The organism is Leptothrix toolikensis (SeqCode), assembly GCF_057922285.1.
The window spans coordinates 15537-34135 of the sequence record NZ_JBYSVC010000011.1; the positions used below are offsets into that span (position 1 = coordinate 15537).

Here is an 18599-nt window from a genome sequence, read left to right on the forward strand (position 1 = left end):
GTTCAGGTTCAGCGCAGGCCGAGCACGTCGTCCATGCCGTACAGGCCGCTGGATGGCGTGGCAAGGAAGCGCACCGCGCGCAAGCTGCCCTGCGCGTAGGTCGCGCGGCTGCTGGACTTGTGCGTCACCTCGATACGCTCACCCGTGCCCATGAACATCACGGTGTGGTCACCGACCACGTCGCCGCCGCGCACGGTGGCAAAGCCGATGGTGCTTGGGTCGCGCTCGCCGGTCACGCCTTCGCGGCCATAAACAGCGCAGGCCTTCAGATCACGCCCAAGCGCCTCGGCCACCACCTCGCCCATCTTCAGCGCGGTGCCGCTGGGCGCATCGACCTTGTGGCGGTGATGCGCTTCAACGATCTCGATGTCGTAGCCTTGGCTGAGCGCACGCGCCGCCATGTCAAGCAAGCGCAGCACCACATTGACGCCAACGCTCATGTTCGGGGCCATGACGATGGCGATGTCCTTCGACGCCGCTTCGATCTCCGCCTTTTGCTCAGCGCTAAAGCCTGTGGTACCAATGATGAGCTTCACGCCCAGCTCACGGCACACCGCCAAGTGCGCCATCGTGCCCTCGGGACGGGTGAAATCAATCAGGTATTCCGCGTTGCTCAGTCCTGCTCGCAACTCGGACTGGGTGATCACACCGCTGCTTTTACCCAGAAAAGCCGAGGCATCGGCACCCAAGGCCGGACTGCCCTCGCGGTCCAAGGCACCAGTGAGCTGGCAGTCATCAGCGGCCAACACGGCCTCGATCAACATGTGACCCATGCGGCCGGTACAACCAGCCACAGCAATTTTGTGCATAGCGCTCATCGCGTCGTTGTCAAAGGTTCAAGGGGTGGGTAGTTGCGCACAGGAGCACTTGCGGCATCCAACGGCGGCTTGACTGGCTCAGCCACGACGGGCAGCGGCAAAGCCGCGATTTCAGCGGCGCTTAAAGCCAGTGATCGCTCACGTTTATCGGGTTTTTTGACATCAATCGCGGCCACAAAGGCTTGCTCGGTCGGCAGAGGATCCGCATCGAAGCGACTCACTCGGTCCTTGTCAAAGTACACCGTCACATGGCGCTGCTGTGTCGCTGCACCTTGGTGCCGTAGGCTGAAGACGTAATCCCAGCGATCCCCATGAAAGGCATCCGCCAGCAACGGCGAACCAAGCAACATACGCACTTGATCACGACTCAACCCAGCGCGCAGCTGAGCAAGCATCTCTTGGGTGACCACATTGCCTTGCACCACATCGGCACGATAGGGCGTGAGCCGCCACCATGGCGACTCCCCGCTCGCTGGGGTGGTGCATGCGGCAAGACAAGAGACACTGATGAAGAGAAAAAACCAGCTACTGAATGGCCGCAATGGAATCATGAGCACCAGATAAAAGAAGGCCAGAACGCGATAAACGGGGGCCGATATGATCCGGGCATTCTAGCGGTGTCGCTCATAGCCCCCATCGCCCCCTCCTCACAGATCACTTCGGATCCCTTGACGCGCCCCGACCATGACCAAAGCGGAAGAAATCAAGAGCACCGGCCTCAAAGCCACCCTGCCCCGCATCAAGATCCTCGAAGTATTCCAAAGCGCTCATCAACGCCACTTGGCAGCGGAAGACATTTTTAAAATCTTGCTGGCCGAAGGCACTGAGATCGGCTTGGCCACCATCTACCGCGTCCTGCTCCAGTTTGAACAAGCTGGCATTTTGGTACGCAACCATTTTGAAAGCGGCAAGTCCGTCTTTGAACTCAACGAGGGCCAGCATCACGACCATCTCGTTTGCTTGGATTGCGGCCATGTTGAGGAGTTTTACGACGCCGAGATTGAGGCTCGGCAGCGTGTGATTACTCAAGAACGCGGCTATGCGCTACAGGAACACTCGCTCGCGCTTTACGCCCATTGCCGCCGACCGTCCTGCCGCCACCGCCTTGATTTTCTGCACAAGGACGAGAACGGCCTTGCGATCAAAGCCCAGGATCCCCTTGCTCCATGAGCAAACGGTGCCGTTCGACGAAATCACGGTAGGTGTCGATGCCACGCAGCTGCAAGATGGTGTTGCGCACCGCCGCTTCGACCAACACAGCAAGATTGCGACCCGCATCCACCGCAATCACGACCTTCCGTACCGGAATATCCAAGACATTCTCGTAAAGCGGCTCATACGGTAGACGCTCGAAATCGCGCTCAAGGGTGTCCTTACGGACCAGATGCACGATCAGCTTGAGCCGCATCTTGCGACGCACCGCCGTTTCACCAAAAATCGCCTTGATGTCGAGCAAGCCGATGCCACGCACTTCAAGCAAATTGGCCAAGAGCTCGGGACAACGCCCCTCTACGGACGATTGCGAGACACGATAGAAATCCACCACATCGTCAGCGATCAGCCCATGTCCACGGGAGATCAGTTCCAATCCCAGCTCGCTTTTGCCCAAACCCGACTCGCCGGTGAGCAAAACGCCCAAACCAAGAATGTCAATGAACACGCCGTGCCGAGAGATGCGCTCGGCAAAATGCTGCGCGAGGTAGCCTCGGAGCACATCAATGACATGTCCAGCTGATTCACGGGTCACGAACAACGGGATTTCAGCCCGCTCGCACATCGCGACCAACCTGTCTGCCGGCACACAACCATCGGCCACCACAATCGCTGGCGGCTCTAGGGTGACGATGCGAGAAATGCGTTTTTCTTGCGTTTCAGCATCGGCCAGCTGGAGGTATGCTGTTTCGCGAGCCCCAAAGATCTGCACCCGATATGGATGGATGTAGTTCAGGTAACCCACCAAATCCGCAGCAGACTGAGCGTTGCGAATGGCCTCGTCATCAAAACGACGTTCTGGGTAAGCGTGCCCGGCAATCCATTCCAGACGCAAAGTCGTCCGATGGACCTCAAAAAGTGCCTCAGCACTGATGACGGTAGGTTTCAAGCGACCGACTTCAAAGGTTCCCAGCGCAAGATCAAGTCATGCACCTTGGCAGCATCGGGTTCAGTTTTAAGCCGTTCCCGCAAGTCTCGATCCGACAACAGCTCAGCGATGGCCGAGAGGATCTCCAGATGACGCTGTGTTGCAGCCTCTGGCACCAAAAGAAAAATCAACAAGCTGACCGGCTCGTCATCGGGGGCCTCAAAAGGGATCGGATGAGACAAGCGCAAGACGGCCGCAAGCGGATTCTTCAACCCTTTGATCCGTCCATGGGGAATGGCCACGCCATGACCCAGTCCTGTCGAACCGAGTCGCTCACGCGCAAATAAATTGTCCGCCACTGTTGCACGCGCAACAGCGTGCCGGTTCTCAAACAACAGGCCAGCCTGCTCAAACGCACGCTTCTTGCTCGTGGCATCCACGTTCACGACAACATTGGAGGCCGGCAGAATGGCAGCAAGACGGTTCATCGATTTCGATGGTTACACCGGTCAAGGACCGATTGAACGCTACGGCAACGTAGGGGAAGCTCATTATAGAAATCCCGCACGGCACCCACTCAAAATGTACGCAGCCCCGTGGGGCTGCGCTGCGGACAAGCACCTCGGCCAAGCAGGCCAAACAGTGCCTATAGCCGCATCAGGCTAGATCACCAGCCACGGTACGCTTGTGCGACTCGTGATGATGGTCTTGAACCCGATCCTTATGCCGGACCACTTGGCGATCCAGTTTGTCCATAGTCTGATCAATGGCTGCGTAAAGATCCTCGTGGGAGCTTTCTACGAAGATGTCCTTGCCTTTGGCATGCAAGGTCACCTCAGCACGTTGACGTTTTTCTTTTTCTTTCTGCTTCTCAACCGTCAGCAAGACGTTGACATCAACCACTTGATCAAAGTGTCGCGTCACACGGTCGAGCTTGGTGAGAACGTACTCCCTCAGAGACGGGGTCACTTCCAGATGATGGCCACTGATCGTCAGGTTCATGGTGCCTCCTTTCAAGAGGTTTAGTTGGAGATCTTATGGATGGATGGGATTCCGGAGAACCCCCCGTTGGGGAGTGTGACGGCTTCATCTCTGGATGACAAGCCGGGAACCCCTTCAAAGCCAAAAATACGCCGCTTATACTCGAATCCATCGCCGCCATCCCCGACTCAGCGTCGTAGCACGGGACTGCGCGGCCTACCCCCGATCCCCATTTACAAGTGAGGGACCACTTATGGAGTGTTCATGGACCGTTATGCTGTTTTTGTCGATGCTGGATACCTGATCGCCGCAGGCGCGCAAGCCGCCTTTGGCTCCCAAGTACCGCGCAAGTACTTGTCGATTCTCAACCCAGGCGAAATGGTCGCAGCGCTGATCAAGCGCACCACCCAAGCCGCCGACGGTCTGCCTTTGTTGCGCATCTATTGGTACGACGCCATGCCAGGACCCCGGTTGTCTCTGGAGCAAAACACGCTGGCCATGCTGCCGGGCGTCAAATTGAGACTGGGTGCCCTCAACTGCTCAGGGGAGCAAAAAGGCGTCGATGCCATGATCGTGACCGATCTCATCGAGCTCGCTCGCAATGGCGCGATTGCTGACGCCGTTCTCGTCTCAGGCGATGAGGATCTGCATATCGCGGTTCAGCTCGCCCAGTCTTTTGGGGTGCGCGTTCACATCTTGGCCGCAGGCGATCCGACCAAGAACGTCAGCCCCTCGATTCAGATGGACGCGGATTCCGTCACCAGCCTGTCCGCCGAATGGTTGGCGCAGCACCTGCATCGTCATGAACCCCAAGAAAGCGCACCGTTAGAGACGGGGGCTTATGGCAACTCATCCGAGGCAGCCAGCAGTCATGGCAGTGAATCGATGCTTTTGGAGGACGCTGCCGAAATCATCACCGAGGAGTTGCTGAATGCCACTCCCGAACAACTCCCGCCCCTCCAGGCGCACTTCCAGTTCAATCAGGTCGTGCCACCCGAGTTTGATCGCAAGCTCATTGCCAAGACATCTAGGTTGCTTGGCCGACAGTTTTCAGGTGAGGACATGCGGCGCATTCGTGGCGTTTTTGTCCGTTTGGTTCGAGCACGTGGCATCACGCCACTCGTTCTACCGACGCCATGAAGGGTTGTATTTAATCAACAAATAATTCATTGGTAACAAAAATCGACGAGGAAATTCACACACAGTGACTTTTTCACGCTACCTTTCGTCACCGTCACCGTAAACGACTTGACTGAAGGCGCATCCATGAACACGAAATCACTGGCAGCAGCAAGCAATTTCGATTGGTTCTCCAGTCTGCTCAAGGCCTTTTTGATTGCCTTGACCATCCCTGCTGCTGCTGCGGGTTTCTTGTTCGCCCTGATCGTTGCGCCTGCGCTGATCGTTGCACTCAGCGGGAGTGCCGCACTGTCAGCCATACGGGTACGGCGCAAGCAGCCGGTTTTTGCCTACACCGACCGTTTCAGTGGCCCCTCCCAGACCTACTGATTGACGCCAAAGCTCGGCGTAGCGCCCTTCTTTTTGCGCCAGCTCGTCAAGAAGCTGGTACCGAGACAGAAAGTCCAGCGTCACCACCGCCGCCTCTGCGGTGAAGTGGTCGGCCCTTAGATGCGCCAAGACGGCTTGAATCGATAACAAGCGGTAGGACGCTACTTCGCCATCCAAGTTCTTAGGCTCAAGCTCCGGCGGCACAGCCAAGTCGTACACATGCAGACTTTGCCGATGCCAACCGCCAGATTCAGGTCGGCTCAGTCGATATACGTTTTGTAACGCCGCTTGATCCATGGTTGCAGGCAAAAACCCTGCCTCTTCCCAACCTTCACGGCGCAAAGCACTGTGGGGCGTCTCGGGCCACGGCACACCGCAACCCACCAAGTTATCCAATCGCCCCGGATCACTTGCTTTGGTCAAGGCCCGCTGAGCAATCCAAAGATGATGGGGCCGGCCTTGTTGATCCCGCACAAAACCATTGCAATGCGCGCCAACCGTCAACAAACCCAGAAACTTGGCAGCCGCACGTTCCATCAAAGCCACCTTACGGCCACAAACCTCCTCACGGACGGCGTACATCTCGCCACGCCAACCGATATGACCCGCCTGTCGTAGGTCTTGTGCCAACCGCGCTAAAACAGCGTCGGGTGAATCGCCTCCGCACAACAAACATAAAGACGCTGACCCGCCGACAGATTCACCTTGCGCCCACGAGACCGAACAAGCAAGCAATGCGTGGCGACGCCAAGCATCGACCCATCCAATTACGAAGATACGCGCGTCGATTTGGATTTCAAGTCTTATCGATATCACATCGGACTCAATCTTCTGAGCACCCAATTTATCTTAACCAACCCTTGCGCCGAAAATAGATAAAAGGGGCAGCCACAGAAGCCACCATCAAACATAGAGCGAATGGATACCCCCAAGGTTGATCTAACTCCGGCATCGCTTTGAAATTCATGCCGTAGATACTCGCAATCAATGTCGGTGGCAACAAAGCGACCGATGCCACCGAAAATATCTTGATGATCTTATTCTGATTAATATTGATGAAGCCGACCGTAGCATCCATCAAGAAATTGATCTTGTCGAACAAAAAAGCCGTGTGTGAGTCAAGTGAGTCAATATCTCGCATAATTTGACGAGCCTCCTCAAATTGCTCCGCGTTGAGCATACGGCTGCGCATCATAAAACTTAAGGCTCTGCGCGTATCCATGACATTGCGTCGAATACGCCCATTTAAATCCTCTTCACGAGCAATCGCTGTCAAGGCTTCACCCGCAGCATGATCGTCAACACCTTGCTTGAGAACGCGATGACTCACTTTTTCAAGGGAGTCATAGATACCCTCTAGTGTGTCAGCAGAATATTCAGCATCAGCATCGTACAGCTTCAAGAGAACATCCTTGGCATCCTCGATTAATGCAGGTATGCGGCGCGCCCGTAAACGCAACAGTCTAAAAACAGGTAGGTCTTCTGTATGAACAGAGAAAAGAATACCCGAATGAAGAATAAAAGCGACACGGACATTGCGTGACGTTTCACCATCTTCAATCAAAAAGTCAGATCGAATATGTAACTCACCATTGTCTTCTTCATAAAAACGAGCGGACTCCTCCAAATCGTCATCGACGATGTTGTCCGGAATCACAATGCCGAAACGCGCTCGGATCCACTCTTTTTCTTCTGGAGTCGGCGCTTCAAGATCAACCCAAACCGGCTGAATTTGGGTCGGAATCGCATGGGTTTCGATCTCTTCCTGAAACAAGCGGCCGTTCGACAGCCGGAACACATTGAGCATGCAAGCCCCTGCGAAGTCGGTGCATACACGCACCAAAGGTGGGAGAAAGATGAAGGGCGAAAGCGACCGACTTGTGCATTATCCCACCGGCAAGAAGGCGTACCGATATACTCGCCAGCCTCAGATCACCTCCATTCTTGGCAGCAATCTCATCACGGGCACCCATGGGTTCGGTCGGCATCGTTTCTCCTCAGTCACATCATTTCGTCGATGCGCTTCCACTTAGAAGTGGTGCCCAGCTGCGGGATTACACCCTTTTCTATGAGACCTACGGTACGCTGGCCGCAGATCGCCGCAATGCTGTGTTGGTCTGTCATGCGCTCAATGCCAGCCACCATGTCGCAGGCACTTACGCGGATCAAGCTCGCAGTGAAGGCTGGTGGGACAACCTCGTCGGTCCGGGCAAGCCGCTGGATACCAACCGCTTCTTTGTCATCGGTATCAACAACCTCGGCTCCTGTTTTGGCTCCACAGGACCGACGCATCCGAACCCAGATGCCGCCGTCGCTGGCACGCCCTACGGCGCGGATTTTCCGGTCGTCACCGTGGAAGACTGGGTCGATGCTCAAGCCCGCCTACTGGATGTCTTGGGCATTGAACAACTCGCTGCCGTGATCGGCGGCAGTCTGGGTGGGATGCAAGCCTTGAGCTGGTCGATTCAATATCCCGAGCGGCTACGCCATTCAATCATCATCGCCAGCGCACCGAATCTTTCAGCGCAAAATATTGCCTTCAATGAAGTAGCTCGCCAAGCTATTCTTACCGATCCCGATTTTCACGGCGGTCATTTCTACGCTCACCATACCCTTCCGCGCAGAGGCTTGAGGGTCGCGCGCATGATTGGGCACATCACTTATCTCAGCGATGATGTGATGGATGCGAAGTTCGGCCGTGCCCTGCGTAACGCAGAAATAAGCTACAGCACCCAAGCAGTTGACTTTCAAATAGAAAGTTATCTCCGCTATCAAGGCGACAAATTCAGTGAGTACTTCGACGCCAATACCTATTTGCTGATCACACGGGCTCTCGATTACTTTGACCCGGCAGCAAGCTGTGATGGCAACTTAAGCAAAGCGCTTGATCGGACTCATTGTAAATTCTTGGTCATCAGCTTCACGACCGATTGGCGATTCTCGCCATCGCGGTCGAGAGAAATCGTCAAAGCGCTGGTTGATAACGCGCGTGATGTTTCCTATGCTGAGATTGATGCGCCGCATGGTCACGATGCCTTCTTACTCGAAGACCCTCGGTATCATCGTATCTTGGAAGCCTATTTTGACCGCATATCGTCAGAAACATGAGATGAACCAAACCCACACCTTATCCGTGATTGCGGACCTGGTTCCGCAGGGCAGTCGTGTGCTTGATCTTGGCTGTGGTGGTGGCAGTTTCTTAGCCATGCTCCAGCAAGAGAGAGGCTGTCGCGGCTATGGTATCGAGCTCAACGATGACAAGGTTCTTGAGTGCGTTCAAAAAGGTGTTTCAGTGATGCAGAGAAATCTCGAAGAGGGTTTATCCCTTTTCGATGATGATAGTTTTGATGTGGTACTGCAAATCGATACTCTGCAAAACATCCGTAATACCGAACAGATGCTCAAGGAAACGGTGCGTGTCGGACGGATGGGCATCATCAGTTTCCCTAATTTTGCCCACTGGCCAAACCGAATTTCGGTCCTGAAGGGTGCTATGCCTGTCACCAAGGTGCTGCCTTATCAATGGTTCAACACACCCAACATCCGGGTGGGCACTTACCGTGATTTCGGCCACCTTGCCCGCGCCTGTGGCTTAGACGTGGTCGAATCCTTCGGTCTTCATCATGGCAAGCTGGTCTCGCCTTTTTGGGCCAACTTGCTGGGCAGCACGGCGGTCTTCAAGGTCGTGCGCAGCCACAAGGCTTCACAGCCCTAAAGCCCGTCGAACCACCCGCGCGACACTCTCGCCCCGGGTTTTGGCAACTTCATCGACAAAACGCTGCGCCACGACCTGCAACTCTTGCAAATCCCGCGCGCGCTCAATTTCTAGGCTGAAGCGGTAGCCCTTGAACAGTCCCAAGGTTTCCTTGACCAAGGCATTGAGACCGTCGTACAGCTCCACATAACCGAGTCCTGTCGATGCTGAGGCTGGAGTCGATGCGGGTGAGATCGGCAGCTCAGACACTGACGACAAGGGCGCGGCGTCCGATTCAACCGCAGCAGGTGCCGTCACAGCCCGACCCACCCCCCTATCGCCCACCACCTTTCGGGTGGCAGATTCGATCAAACCGGCCTCGATCAACGCGGCACCGTCTTGGGCTGTCGAGCCCTGAACCATGGCCAGCCACTCAGGCAGAGACCGGGATGAATCGATGATGAGTAAAAGATTGCGCGCCGTGCGTGACAAGGTCTGCGCACGCGTGCGGATCTCGATTCGTCCCTTTTCTGTCTTGGAATACCGTTCTGCCATCACCTGCGCCTCATACGAAACCGTGAGTGTAGGGATTTCACCGCATCAACGGATCAAGTCGTTCACGATCTCTCACCACTCTGTCTCACAACAGAAGGGGGCCGAGCAAACCCAACCCCCTTCCGTTAATCCTCACAGGAAGGAAAAGAAGATCATTCGATCGCTTTGACCATGTCTTCCACGACCTTCTTGGCATCACCGAACACCATCATGGTTTTATCCAGATAGAACAGTTCGTTGTCCAAACCCGCATAGCCAGCCGCCATCGAACGCTTATTGACGATGATGGTCTTGGCCTTGTAAGCCTCCAAGATGGGCATGCCGTAGATCGGGCTGCCTTTGATGTGGGCCGCAGGGTTCACCACGTCATTGGCACCCAAGATGATGGCCACATCGGCCTGACCAAACTCAGCGTTGATGTCTTCCATTTCGAAGACTTGGTCATAAGGCACTTCAGCCTCAGCCAGCAACACGTTCATGTGACCCGGCATCCGACCCGCCACCGGGTGAATCGCGTACTTCACGCTCACACCCCGTTCGGTCAGCTTGTGCGCCAGTTCCTTGACTGCATGCTGAGCCCGCGCCACCGCCAAACCGTAGCCCGGCACGATGATCACGCTCTCGGCATTGCCCAAGATGAATGCGGCGTCATCGGAGCTGCCGCTCTTGGCGGTGCGCTGCGGAGTGTCGCCTGTGGCGGCAGCCGTAGCTTCACCACCAAAGCCACCCAAGATCACGTTGATGAACGCACGGTTCATCGCCTTGCACATGATGTAGCTCAGGATCGCGCCCGAAGAGCCCACCAAGGAGCCGGCAATGATCAACATCGAGTTGTTCAGCGAGAAGCCAATGCCCGCTGCTGCCCAGCCTGAATAGCTGTTCAGCATCGACACCACCACCGGCATATCAGCACCGCCAATTGGGATGATGATCAGCACGCCCAAGATAAAACTCAGGGCCAGCATGCCGAAGAAGGCTGTCCAGCTGCCGGTGGCCATGAACGCCAAGCCCAACCCCAACATGGTCAGACCGAGCACCAAATTCAGCATGTGCTGACCGGCAAACACCACCGGCGCACCCTTGAACAAGCGGAACTTGTAGGTGCCCGACAGCTTGCCGAAGGCGATGACCGAGCCGCTGAAGGTGATCGCACCAATCGCAGCACCCAAGAACAACTCCAAACGGTTACCCGCTGGAATCGGCTCATCGGCGCTATGCACGATCCCGAAAGCCATCGGCTCAGCCACGGCAGCCACAGCGATAAACACTGCGGCCAAACCGATCATGCTGTGGAAGAAGGCCACCAGTTCGGGCATCTTGGTCATTTCGACCGTCTTGGCACGCCAAGCACCGTAGCCACCGCCAGCCACCAAGCCCAACAACACCCAAGCCAGACCCGCCATATGACCATCGGCCAACTTGACGATCAACGCAGCGGTGGTGACCACCGCGATGGTCATGCCGGTCATGCCGAAGAAATTGCCGCGAATCGACGTGGTCGGATGCGACAAGCCCTTGAGCGCCTGAATGAAGCAGACGCTAGCCACCAAATAAAGCAGTGTGACGAGATTGAGGCTCATTACGCACCCTCCTTCTTGGTAGGCACAGCCTTCTTGTCCTTCTTCTTGAACATTTCCAGCATGCGTCGGGTCACAAGGAAGCCCCCGAACACATTCACTGCCGCCAAAGCCACGGCGAGCACGCCCATGGAACGGCCCAAGGTGGTTTCAGTCAGGCCAGCAGCCAACATGGCACCGACGATGATGATGGCCGAGATCGCGTTGGTCACCGCCATCAAAGGCGTGTGCAGAGCCGGTGTCACGGTCCAAACGACGTGGTAGCCGACATAAATCGCCAGCACGAAGATGATCAGATTGATCAGGGTAGGGGAAACGGTTTCCATCGGGGATCCTCTTCAGGCCGCTTTCTTGACGGTGCCGCCTTGAGTCATCAGGCAGGCGGCGACGATATCGTCGTCCATGTTGACGCTCAGGGTGCCTTCCTTGGTCAAGACCAACTTCAGGAAGTCGAGCACGTTACGGGCATAAAGCGCGCTGGCGTCCGCAGCCACCAAGGCCGGCAGATTGGTTTCGCCCACGATGGTCACGCCATGACGCATCACCGTCGCCCCAGCTTCGGTCAGGGGACAATTGCCGCCCGTCAGACCACCGTTCATGTCCGGCCCGCGACCCGCAGCCAAGTCGATGATCACCGAACCCGGCTTCATCGAAGCGACCATTTCAGCCGTCACCAAGGTCGGCGCAGGCCGCCCCGGAATCAACGCGGTCGAGACCACGATGTCGGCTTGGGCAACACGCTTGGCCACTTCGACTTTTTGACGCGCCAACCAGCTCGGTGGCATCGGACGGGCGTAGCCGCCCACACCGACGGCAGCGTCTTTTTCTTCTTGGGTCTCGTAGGGCACGTCAATGAACTTGGCACCCAGCGATTCGACCTGTTCCTTCACCGAAGGACGCACGTCAGAAGCCTCAATCACGGCCCCCAAACGCTTGGCGGTGGCAATGGCCTGCAACCCAGCTACACCCACGCCAAGAATCACCACCCGCGCCGCTTTGACGGTGCCGGCTGCGGTCATGAGCATCGGGAAAAAGCGTTGATAGCGCTCAGCGGCCACGATGATGGCCTTGTAGCCAGCGATGTTCGCTTGGCTAGAGAGCACATCCATGCTTTGCGCACGCGTGGTCCGTGGAGCGGCTTCGAGGGCAAAGCCCGTCAAGCCAGCAGCAGCGATACGTTCCAGACCTTCCCGATCAAACGGATTGAGCATCCCCACCACGGTGGAGCCCGGCTTCATCAGCGTCAACTCAGCTTCAGACGGCGCGCGCACACGCAGCACCAGATCACAGCCCGCAGCACCTGCGGCATCGGTGATCTCGGCACCGACAGCGGCATAGGCCGCATCAGGCGCACTGGCAGCCACACCCGCACCGGATTCGATGCGGATCGTGTGACCCTGGGCTTGAAGTTTTTTAGCTGTCTCGGGCGTGACAGCCACACGCGTTTCACCTGCGGCGGTTTCACGCGGCACACCAATGTGCATGGTTATCTCCTCTGTTATGGCGCGGCGAACTTGGGAACGAACACACGGGCTGCGCTGCGCCGTGTGAGGCCGCCATTGTCACCGATAACCCCTCCTCGGATCCTGACAAACGCGTGAAAACCGATGCATACCCAGCTTGTCGCAAACCCGTATAAGCACAGCCTACTCAGGGATGTAAAAATCTTATTGGCAGCTTATGGATACGAATATATCGGGGCCCATCAACGCGCTGCACCCATGACAAGCACCCAATACGTGTCGTAATGCGCATGATTGGACCTGACACAAGCAAGGCCCATTTCACGCATACCCGGATTCATCAAGTTTGCACAATGCCCATCACTTTTGACCCAATCATTCACAAGATCACGAATAGATTGCTGGCCACCACCAATATTTTCCGCCCACTTGGACCAGTCGTAACCGCTATTTCTGGCGCGGATACCACCGCTGCTGCCATCCACGCCTGTATGTGAGAAATAATCATAGCTGGCCATGGAGCGGGCATGCACGGCGGATGCTGATTCGAGCTTGGCATTCCAAGTCAGTGCCCCTGCGGGTGAAAAAGAGCCCTTGCTGCCACAACGTGCGCCGGTATACCGAATCCGATTGATTTCGCGCATCAATGCCTCGCGCTGGGGACTCCCCGAGCCACATTCAGAGCTACTTGCTGTTTGCTGCATCGGTACCCGCTGATTGCGCATGCTCTGCGAAGCCTCTGCAACGCCCTCCCCTCGTGTCTGCGTCTGCGTATGGGATTTCGGACTCGTACCGCAGCCACTCAGCAAAACAGCTGAAAGGAGGCCACACAGAGACATCAGAAATAAAGAGCCACGCGCCGGTGAGGTTTGAGAGATCGAAGGTTGATTCATGACCAGTACTCCGCAGCAAGATTCGACCAGGGGACGAATGGATTGTTGACGCAGAGTAGCCCGTATGCACGGCACTTATCATGAAGGTGTGATTATCATCACGGGCAGTTTTCACTGCAAAGCCATAAAGACAGCTTATATCATTGGTTGTCATTTATGAGCAACATACGATCTATATGAAACCATAGGTCTAAAGCGTGACCATAAGCGTCAACTGTTATATTTTCACGCTTTATTGTCGATGTAAGTCGAGCATAGATACTCGACTTACATGCACCACACACACCACACAGACGACAAAGAGCCTGCCGCGTGCAGACCTCAGATCGGCGCAGCCAGCGTGGGTTGCTGATCAAGCACCCACAACCAATGACGAAACAACGCATCGGCCCGCGCTTGTTGGGCCGCCAAACGCTGCTCAAGGGCCAAGCGCTGCGCCACGACCACGTCGGTCAAGGCGGCTTGACCCAGTTGCCATGCGCGCTCGGTGGTGCGGGCATGGGCGTCGAAGCGCGTGGCAGCATCGGTCAACTGCCGCCAGACGATCACGCTGTTGGCGGCCTCAATGGCTCGGGCCGCCCGATCAGCCGCGATCCGTTGGCGCTCCACCTCCACCCGTGCAGCCACATTGGCAGCACGGTACGCCGCTGCTTGAGCACCACTCTCACGGGCCGAACCATCCAAGGGCACGCTGAACACGAGGCCGACGAATTTTTCATCGGGCCCTTTCGCCGTGCCGACCCTCACTCCCACGGTCGGGTCAGCGCGACGCTGTGTCACCTCGAACTGCGCCGCTGCGGTCGCCGAGACCGCTTCAGCCTGCACCAGTTGCAACTCCAGACTGTCCTCAAGGGGCGCACCGTCACCCGCTGCATCCGCAGGGATCGCAGGGGGCTCACTGCTCAACAAGGCCGCCAAATCAACATCGGACCAAGCCGGCAAAAGCACGCTCAGGCGGGCCCGAGCAGCCTTGGCCCGAGCCTGTGCCTGGGTGGCCTGTGCCTCCACCTGCACTTGGGCGGCCTCCGCAAGATCACGCTCAGCACGCGAGACATCGCCCAATTCATGCCGTCGGCCCACCGCTTGGGCCTGCTTGCGCGACAAGGTCAACTGCTCAACCCATAGCCGTGCGGCACCTTCCTCGCGCAACCAGACCGATAAACCGTCTAACCAGTCGCGCAACGTGGTCCGAGCCGTCATGCGAATCTGGGCCTGGGCCCAGCGCTCACGCTGCTCGAACCATTGTTGCTGCGCCTGCTCCTTGTTGCCCGAACGCCAAGGGCGCTGCAAGGTCAGCTCGGTTTCACCCGGCGCATGATTGGGGTCATCCGAGAAGGTCCGATACCCCACGCCACCCGAAATCGACCAAGCTACCGGCGACTTCTTTTCAACTTGGGCTGTGGCCTGCTCAGCTTGCAAAAGCGCCATCGCCGAACGCACCGAAGGGCTTGCCAACAAACGCTCACGCAGCACCGACTCTTGCGGCAACCCCGTCAAGGCCCCCGATGAGACCGCTGCAATCGCCTGCCCCCCCACGCCCCACACCAAAGCTGCGCAAGCCAACCACACACTCGGCTTCATACCTGTCCCTCGCGCCGAAAAGCACCCATGCGCTCCACGGGCGTCAACCAATAGCCACCGTCCGCCCCCCGGAACAAACGCTCCATCTCGTCGGTGATGCTCTGCGCCAGCGAGCGCTCAACGATCAACTGGATCTGCACCCGCATCGCTGAGCCTTGCACTTCTTCTTCCCCTGGTGCGAGCCGAACCCACGGCCCGCGCGCCGAAACCACATGCTGGCTGAACTCGACTTGCAGGGCGGGATGTCCCAGCAACCAATCCACCACAGCATCCTGCATGGTCAAAGGCAAGACCAAGGTCAAGCACACGGAAGACGATGTTGTGGCACTCATGCCTGATCTCCTTGAGCCACACGCACCGGCTCAACCCCAAAACGACGGAACAGCACCGGCAGCAACAGCAGGGTCAACAGCGTCGAAGAGACCAAGCCGCCGATCACCACAATCGCCAACGGTCGCTGAATCTCCGAACCCGGCCCGGTGGCAAAGAGCAACGGCACCAAGCCCCCTGCCGTGATCGAAGCCGTCATGAGCACCGGCCGCAGCCGGCGCCGCGCACCTTCAACCACCACCTGTGCCAAAGGCATGCCGCGCGCCAACAACTCGTTGAAGTAGCTCACCAGCACCACGCCGTTGAGCACCGCAATCCCCAGCAAGGCGATGAACCCGACGGAAGCCGGCACCGAGAGATATTCCTGCGCCAAGGCCAGCGCCAGCACCCCACCGACCAAGGCCAGCGGAATGTTCACCAACACCAACACGGCTTGGCGCACCGAACCAAAGGTGGAAAAGAGGATGAAAAAGATCAGAGCAATCGCGATGGGCACCACCAGACTCAAGCGTGCGGCAGCGCGTTGCTGATTCTCAAACTGCCCCCCCCACTGGATCTGGTAGCCCTGCGGTAGCGGCACCTTGGTCGCCACCAACGCCTTGATCTCCTCGACAAAACCCACCAGATCACGGCCACGCACATTGGTTTGCACCACGCGGTAACGCTGCGCTAATTCGCGATCCACTTTGACGGGGCCATCCAAGCGCTGCAACTGCGCCACCTGCGACAAAGGCACCGCCACCCCGGCCATGTTGGTGATGCGCACCGCTGCCAGATCGTCGGCCGAAGCGCGCAGCGCATCGCTGCCGCGCACCACCAGCGGAATACGGCGTCCACCTTCTTGCACCACGCCCACTTGCTGGCCTTCGACCCAACGGCGCAGATCGGCTTGCACCTCATCACCCGCCAAGCCAAGCCGCCCCGCAGCCAGACGATCCACCTTGATATTGAGGTACTGCACCCCGCCGTTTTGCAGCGTGAACGTATCCGTAGCCCCGTTCACCGTCTTGACGGTCGCTTCGATGGCCAAGGCCAAACGGTTCAACTCACCCAAATCAGAGCCGACGATCTTGATAGCGACATCGCCACGCACCCCCGTCAACATCTCCGAAACCCGCATGTCGATCGGCTGGGTGAAGCTTGATTCAATCCCAGGGAAACCTTCCATGACCTTGCGCAACTCTTCAGTCAGCCACTCTTTGTCGGGATGCCGCCACTGCTCGCGGGGTTTGAGCACCAAGAACGTGTCGGTCTGATTGAGCCCCATCGGGTCCAAGCCCAACTCGTCGGAGCCACTGCGCGCCACGATGGACTGCACTTCAGGCACCTTGGCCATCACCGCTTGCTGGATACGCAAATCTGTCGTTACGGTCGTATCCAAACCGATGGAAGGCAGCTTTTCGAGCTGCATGATCAAGTCGCCCTCGTCCAAGGTCGGCATAAAAGTCTTGCCAACAAACATGAACACAGCGGCTGCGACCACCAAAGCACCCAGCGCCATGAGCGTCATGGTGCGCGGATACGCCAGCGCCTTGGTCAAAAGCTGGTCGTAGATGCGGGCGCATTGGCGCATCAGCCAAGGCTCATGCGCCGGCAGGCGCTGCAACATCCAAGAGGCCAGCACCGGCACCACCGTAAGGGACAACACCAGCGACACCGTCAAGGCATAAACGATGGTCAGCGCCACCGGCGCAAAGAGCTTGCCTTCCAAGCCTTCGAGGCTCAGCAAGGGCAAAAAGACAATCACGATGATGGCGATCCCCGAAGCGACCGGCGTGGCGACTGATCGGCAGGCGCGCAATACCAGATGCAGGGTGGGAATGCGCGAGCCTGAGGATGCGGCGGTCGAAAGCTCGGTTTCGATGTTCTCCACCATCACCACCGCACCATCGACCAGCATGCCGATGGCGATGGCCAAACCGCCCAAGCTCATCAGATTGGCCGACAACCCGAACTGACCCATCAGCAAAAAAGTGCCCAACGCGGCCAAAGGCAGCATCGCCGCCACGACCACCGCCGCACGCACATTGCCCAAAAAGGCCAAAAGCAGCACCACCACCAGCACCACCGCTTCGCCCAGGGCTTTGACCACCGTGTGAACCGCGCGATTGACCAACTCAGAGCGGTCATAGAACGGCTTGATGCTCATGCCCTTGGGCAAGACCGGCTGCAATTCGACCAAACGAGCCTTGACCCGCGCCACCACCTCACGGGCATTGGCCCCCTTGAGACCCAGCACCAAACCTTCGACGACTTCACCTTGGCCGTCCATGGTTACAGCACCGTAGCGTGTCATCTCACCCGCACGCACTTCGGCCACATCCCCAACCCGCACCACTGAGCCCGCCACGGGGCCGGCAGCAGCACCACCCACATCGCTGCGCAGCACCGTCTGACGGATGTCTTCCATGCCATGCAGCGCACCTTCGACGCGCACGATCAAGGCCTCTTCGCCCTGTGACAGCCGACCGGCACCATCGTTGCGATTGTTGAACGCCAAGGCTTTTTCAAGCTGATCAAGCGACACGCCACGCGCTGCCAAGGCGGCGGGATCGGGCACCACTTCGAAGGAGCGCACCCGTCCACCCAAGCTATTCACATCCGCCACACCTGGCAGCGGGCGCAGGGCGGGCCGAATCACCCAGTCGAGCACGGCACGGCGCTGCTCCAGCGGCTGCGGCCCATCGACCGTGAACATGAACATTTCACCCAAGGGCGTCGTCACCGGAGCCAAGCCGCCGGTGGTGCCCGCAGGCAAGTCACGCAGCACATTGGCAAAGCGCTCGCTCACCTGCTGACGCGCCCAATACACATCGGTGCCGTCGTCAAAATCGAGCGTGATATCGGCCAAGGCGTACTTGGAGGTCGAGCGCAGCATCTTTTGCTTGGGGATACCCAGCAACTCTTGCTCGACCGGCACCGTGATACGTGCTTCAACTTCTTCGGGCGTCATGCCCGGAGCCTTCAAGATCAGCTTGACCTGCGGCACCGAGACATCGGGAAAAGCGTCAATGGGCAAGCCCAAGTAGGCCACCATGCCAGCGGCGGCAAAGACCACCGTCAGCACACCCACAAAGAGGCGCTGACGCAGCGCAAAAGCAATCAAACCATGCAGCAT

General features: G+C 57.6%; 20 protein-coding genes. 4 read left to right on the forward strand and 16 right to left on the reverse strand.

The features are described from left to right. Positions 1 to 8: 8 nt before the first annotated feature. Both dapB and AC3VI7_RS03185 read right to left on the reverse strand, forming a co-directional pair. A complete protein-coding gene (dapB, locus tag AC3VI7_RS03180; protein WP_489669083.1) occupies positions 9 to 818 on the reverse strand; it encodes a 4-hydroxy-tetrahydrodipicolinate reductase in 810 nt (269 codons plus the stop codon). After that, positions 815 to 1369 (reverse strand): outer membrane protein assembly factor BamE, encoded by a 555-nt coding sequence (locus tag AC3VI7_RS03185; RefSeq protein WP_489669119.1) that lies wholly within the window; start codon positions 1367 to 1369, stop codon positions 815 to 817. Before AC3VI7_RS03185 ends, dapB begins: the two co-directional genes overlap by 4 nt. A 133-nt stretch (positions 1370 to 1502) precedes the next feature. Between AC3VI7_RS03185 and fur the strand changes: the two genes are divergently transcribed. Continuing rightward, positions 1503 to 1988: a ferric iron uptake transcriptional regulator gene (gene fur / locus AC3VI7_RS03190; protein WP_489669084.1), complete on the forward strand. Its 486-nt coding sequence runs from the start codon at positions 1503 to 1505 to the stop codon at positions 1986 to 1988. Here the strand turns inward: fur and hprK are convergent. From hprK to hpf, 3 genes are all read right to left on the reverse strand, one after another. Next, positions 1960 to 2919, reverse strand: a complete 960-nt coding sequence (hprK, locus tag AC3VI7_RS03195) for an HPr(Ser) kinase/phosphatase (RefSeq protein WP_489669085.1) — start codon at positions 2917 to 2919, stop codon at positions 1960 to 1962. The genes fur and hprK overlap by 29 nt on opposite strands. Then, positions 2916 to 3386 carry a PTS sugar transporter subunit IIA gene (locus AC3VI7_RS03200; RefSeq protein WP_489669086.1) on the reverse strand — a complete coding sequence of 157 codons (471 nt, stop codon included), beginning with the start codon at positions 3384 to 3386 and terminating at the stop codon, positions 2916 to 2918. Before AC3VI7_RS03200 ends, hprK begins: the two co-directional genes overlap by 4 nt. 169 nt (positions 3387 to 3555) lie before the next feature. Continuing rightward, on the reverse strand, positions 3556 to 3900 hold the full coding sequence (hpf, locus tag AC3VI7_RS03205; protein ID WP_489669087.1) for a ribosome hibernation-promoting factor, HPF/YfiA family: 345 nt from the start codon (positions 3898 to 3900) through the stop codon (positions 3556 to 3558). A 243-nt stretch (positions 3901 to 4143) separates the two neighbouring features. Between hpf and AC3VI7_RS03210 the strand changes: the two genes are divergently transcribed. Beyond that, complete coding sequence (locus AC3VI7_RS03210) at positions 4144 to 5019, forward strand: NYN domain-containing protein (protein ID WP_489669088.1); 876 nt, start codon at positions 4144 to 4146, stop codon at positions 5017 to 5019. Positions 5020 to 5045: 26 nt separating this feature from the next. On the opposite strand, the gene AC3VI7_RS03215 is transcribed toward AC3VI7_RS03210, so the two are convergent. Genes AC3VI7_RS03215 through corA form a run of 3 tightly spaced genes read right to left on the reverse strand, consistent with a single transcriptional unit; the run spans position 5046 to position 7195 of the window. Continuing rightward, the gene (locus AC3VI7_RS03215; RefSeq protein ID WP_489669089.1) at positions 5046 to 5318 is read right to left on the reverse strand and encodes a hypothetical protein; all 273 of its coding nucleotides are present in this window, start codon (positions 5316 to 5318) and stop codon (positions 5046 to 5048) included. After that, positions 5311 to 6204, reverse strand: a complete 894-nt coding sequence (locus tag AC3VI7_RS03220) for an NUDIX hydrolase (RefSeq protein ID WP_489669090.1) — start codon at positions 6202 to 6204, stop codon at positions 5311 to 5313. The genes AC3VI7_RS03215 and AC3VI7_RS03220 overlap by 8 nt, the downstream gene beginning before the upstream one ends. Positions 6205 to 6232: 28 nt before the next feature. Then, positions 6233 to 7195, reverse strand: coding sequence for a magnesium/cobalt transporter CorA (corA, locus tag AC3VI7_RS03225; protein WP_489669091.1), 963 nt, complete (start codon positions 7193 to 7195; stop codon positions 6233 to 6235). A gap of 164 nt (positions 7196 to 7359) precedes the next feature. Here corA and metX point away from each other — a divergent pair, with 164 nt between their 5' ends. Next, a complete protein-coding gene (metX, locus tag AC3VI7_RS03230) occupies positions 7360 to 8496 on the forward strand; it encodes a homoserine O-succinyltransferase MetX (RefSeq protein ID WP_489669092.1) in 1137 nt (378 codons plus the stop codon). Position 8497: 1 nt separating this feature from the next. Beyond that, the gene (metW, locus tag AC3VI7_RS03235) at positions 8498 to 9103 is read left to right on the forward strand and encodes a methionine biosynthesis protein MetW (protein WP_489669093.1); all 606 of its coding nucleotides are present in this window, start codon (positions 8498 to 8500) and stop codon (positions 9101 to 9103) included. Here the strand turns inward: metW and AC3VI7_RS03240 are convergent. The 8 genes from AC3VI7_RS03240 to AC3VI7_RS03275 form a co-directional block, all read right to left on the reverse strand. Next, positions 9092 to 9637, reverse strand: a complete 546-nt coding sequence (locus AC3VI7_RS03240) for a hypothetical protein (RefSeq protein ID WP_489669094.1) — start codon at positions 9635 to 9637, stop codon at positions 9092 to 9094. The genes metW and AC3VI7_RS03240 overlap by 12 nt on opposite strands. A 152-nt stretch (positions 9638 to 9789) precedes the next feature. After that, complete coding sequence (locus AC3VI7_RS03245; protein WP_489669095.1) at positions 9790 to 11217, reverse strand: NAD(P)(+) transhydrogenase (Re/Si-specific) subunit beta; 1428 nt, start codon at positions 11215 to 11217, stop codon at positions 9790 to 9792. After that, positions 11217 to 11540, reverse strand: a complete 324-nt coding sequence (locus tag AC3VI7_RS03250; protein ID WP_489669096.1) for an NAD(P) transhydrogenase subunit alpha part 2 — start codon at positions 11538 to 11540, stop codon at positions 11217 to 11219. Before AC3VI7_RS03250 ends, AC3VI7_RS03245 begins: the two co-directional genes overlap by 1 nt. 12 nt (positions 11541 to 11552) lie before the next feature. After that, entirely contained in the window at positions 11553 to 12698 is a 1146-nt protein-coding gene (locus AC3VI7_RS03255) for a Re/Si-specific NAD(P)(+) transhydrogenase subunit alpha (protein ID WP_489669097.1), read from the reverse strand. 221 nt (positions 12699 to 12919) lie between these two features. Next, positions 12920 to 13570 carry a CAP domain-containing protein gene (locus AC3VI7_RS03260; protein WP_489669098.1) on the reverse strand — a complete coding sequence of 217 codons (651 nt, stop codon included), beginning with the start codon at positions 13568 to 13570 and terminating at the stop codon, positions 12920 to 12922. A gap of 321 nt (positions 13571 to 13891) precedes the next feature. After that, entirely contained in the window at positions 13892 to 15151 is a 1260-nt protein-coding gene (locus AC3VI7_RS03265) for a TolC family protein (protein ID WP_489669099.1), read from the reverse strand. Next, positions 15148 to 15483, reverse strand: a complete 336-nt coding sequence (locus AC3VI7_RS03270; protein WP_489669100.1) for a DUF3240 family protein — start codon at positions 15481 to 15483, stop codon at positions 15148 to 15150. Before AC3VI7_RS03270 ends, AC3VI7_RS03265 begins: the two co-directional genes overlap by 4 nt. Continuing rightward, the gene (locus AC3VI7_RS03275; RefSeq protein ID WP_489669101.1) at positions 15480 to 18599 is read right to left on the reverse strand and encodes an efflux RND transporter permease subunit; all 3120 of its coding nucleotides are present in this window, start codon (positions 18597 to 18599) and stop codon (positions 15480 to 15482) included. The genes AC3VI7_RS03270 and AC3VI7_RS03275 overlap by 4 nt, the downstream gene beginning before the upstream one ends.

Coding starts and splice junctions, on each gene's coding strand:
- AC3VI7_RS03275 (WP_489669101.1), bottom strand. CDS start 18,599: ATGCTGCATGGTTTGATTGCTTTTGCGCTGCGTCAGCGCCTCTTTGTG.
- AC3VI7_RS03260 (WP_489669098.1), bottom strand. CDS start 13,570: ATGAATCAACCTTCGATCTCTCAAACCTCACCGGCGCGTGGCTCTTTA.
- AC3VI7_RS03255 (WP_489669097.1), bottom strand. CDS start 12,698: ATGCACATTGGTGTGCCGCGTGAAACCGCCGCAGGTGAAACGCGTGTG.
- metX (WP_489669092.1), top strand. CDS start 7,360: ATGGGTTCGGTCGGCATCGTTTCTCCTCAGTCACATCATTTCGTCGAT.
- corA (WP_489669091.1), bottom strand. CDS start 7,195: ATGCTCAATGTGTTCCGGCTGTCGAACGGCCGCTTGTTTCAGGAAGAG.
- AC3VI7_RS03245 (WP_489669095.1), bottom strand. CDS start 11,217: ATGAGCCTCAATCTCGTCACACTGCTTTATTTGGTGGCTAGCGTCTGC.
- AC3VI7_RS03215 (WP_489669089.1), bottom strand. CDS start 5,318: ATGGCTGACAGTGCGGCACTCCCGCTGAGTGCAACGATCAGCGCAGGC.
- fur (WP_489669084.1), top strand. CDS start 1,503: ATGACCAAAGCGGAAGAAATCAAGAGCACCGGCCTCAAAGCCACCCTG.
- AC3VI7_RS03210 (WP_489669088.1), top strand. CDS start 4,144: ATGGACCGTTATGCTGTTTTTGTCGATGCTGGATACCTGATCGCCGCA.
- metW (WP_489669093.1), top strand. CDS start 8,498: ATGAACCAAACCCACACCTTATCCGTGATTGCGGACCTGGTTCCGCAG.
- AC3VI7_RS03265 (WP_489669099.1), bottom strand. CDS start 15,151: ATGAAGCCGAGTGTGTGGTTGGCTTGCGCAGCTTTGGTGTGGGGCGTG.
- AC3VI7_RS03200 (WP_489669086.1), bottom strand. CDS start 3,386: ATGAACCGTCTTGCTGCCATTCTGCCGGCCTCCAATGTTGTCGTGAAC.
- dapB (WP_489669083.1), bottom strand. CDS start 818: ATGAGCGCTATGCACAAAATTGCTGTGGCTGGTTGTACCGGCCGCATG.
- AC3VI7_RS03270 (WP_489669100.1), bottom strand. CDS start 15,483: ATGAGTGCCACAACATCGTCTTCCGTGTGCTTGACCTTGGTCTTGCCT.
- AC3VI7_RS03185 (WP_489669119.1), bottom strand. CDS start 1,369: ATGATTCCATTGCGGCCATTCAGTAGCTGGTTTTTTCTCTTCATCAGT.
- AC3VI7_RS03250 (WP_489669096.1), bottom strand. CDS start 11,540: ATGGAAACCGTTTCCCCTACCCTGATCAATCTGATCATCTTCGTGCTG.
- AC3VI7_RS03240 (WP_489669094.1), bottom strand. CDS start 9,637: ATGGCAGAACGGTATTCCAAGACAGAAAAGGGACGAATCGAGATCCGC.
- hpf (WP_489669087.1), bottom strand. CDS start 3,900: ATGAACCTGACGATCAGTGGCCATCATCTGGAAGTGACCCCGTCTCTG.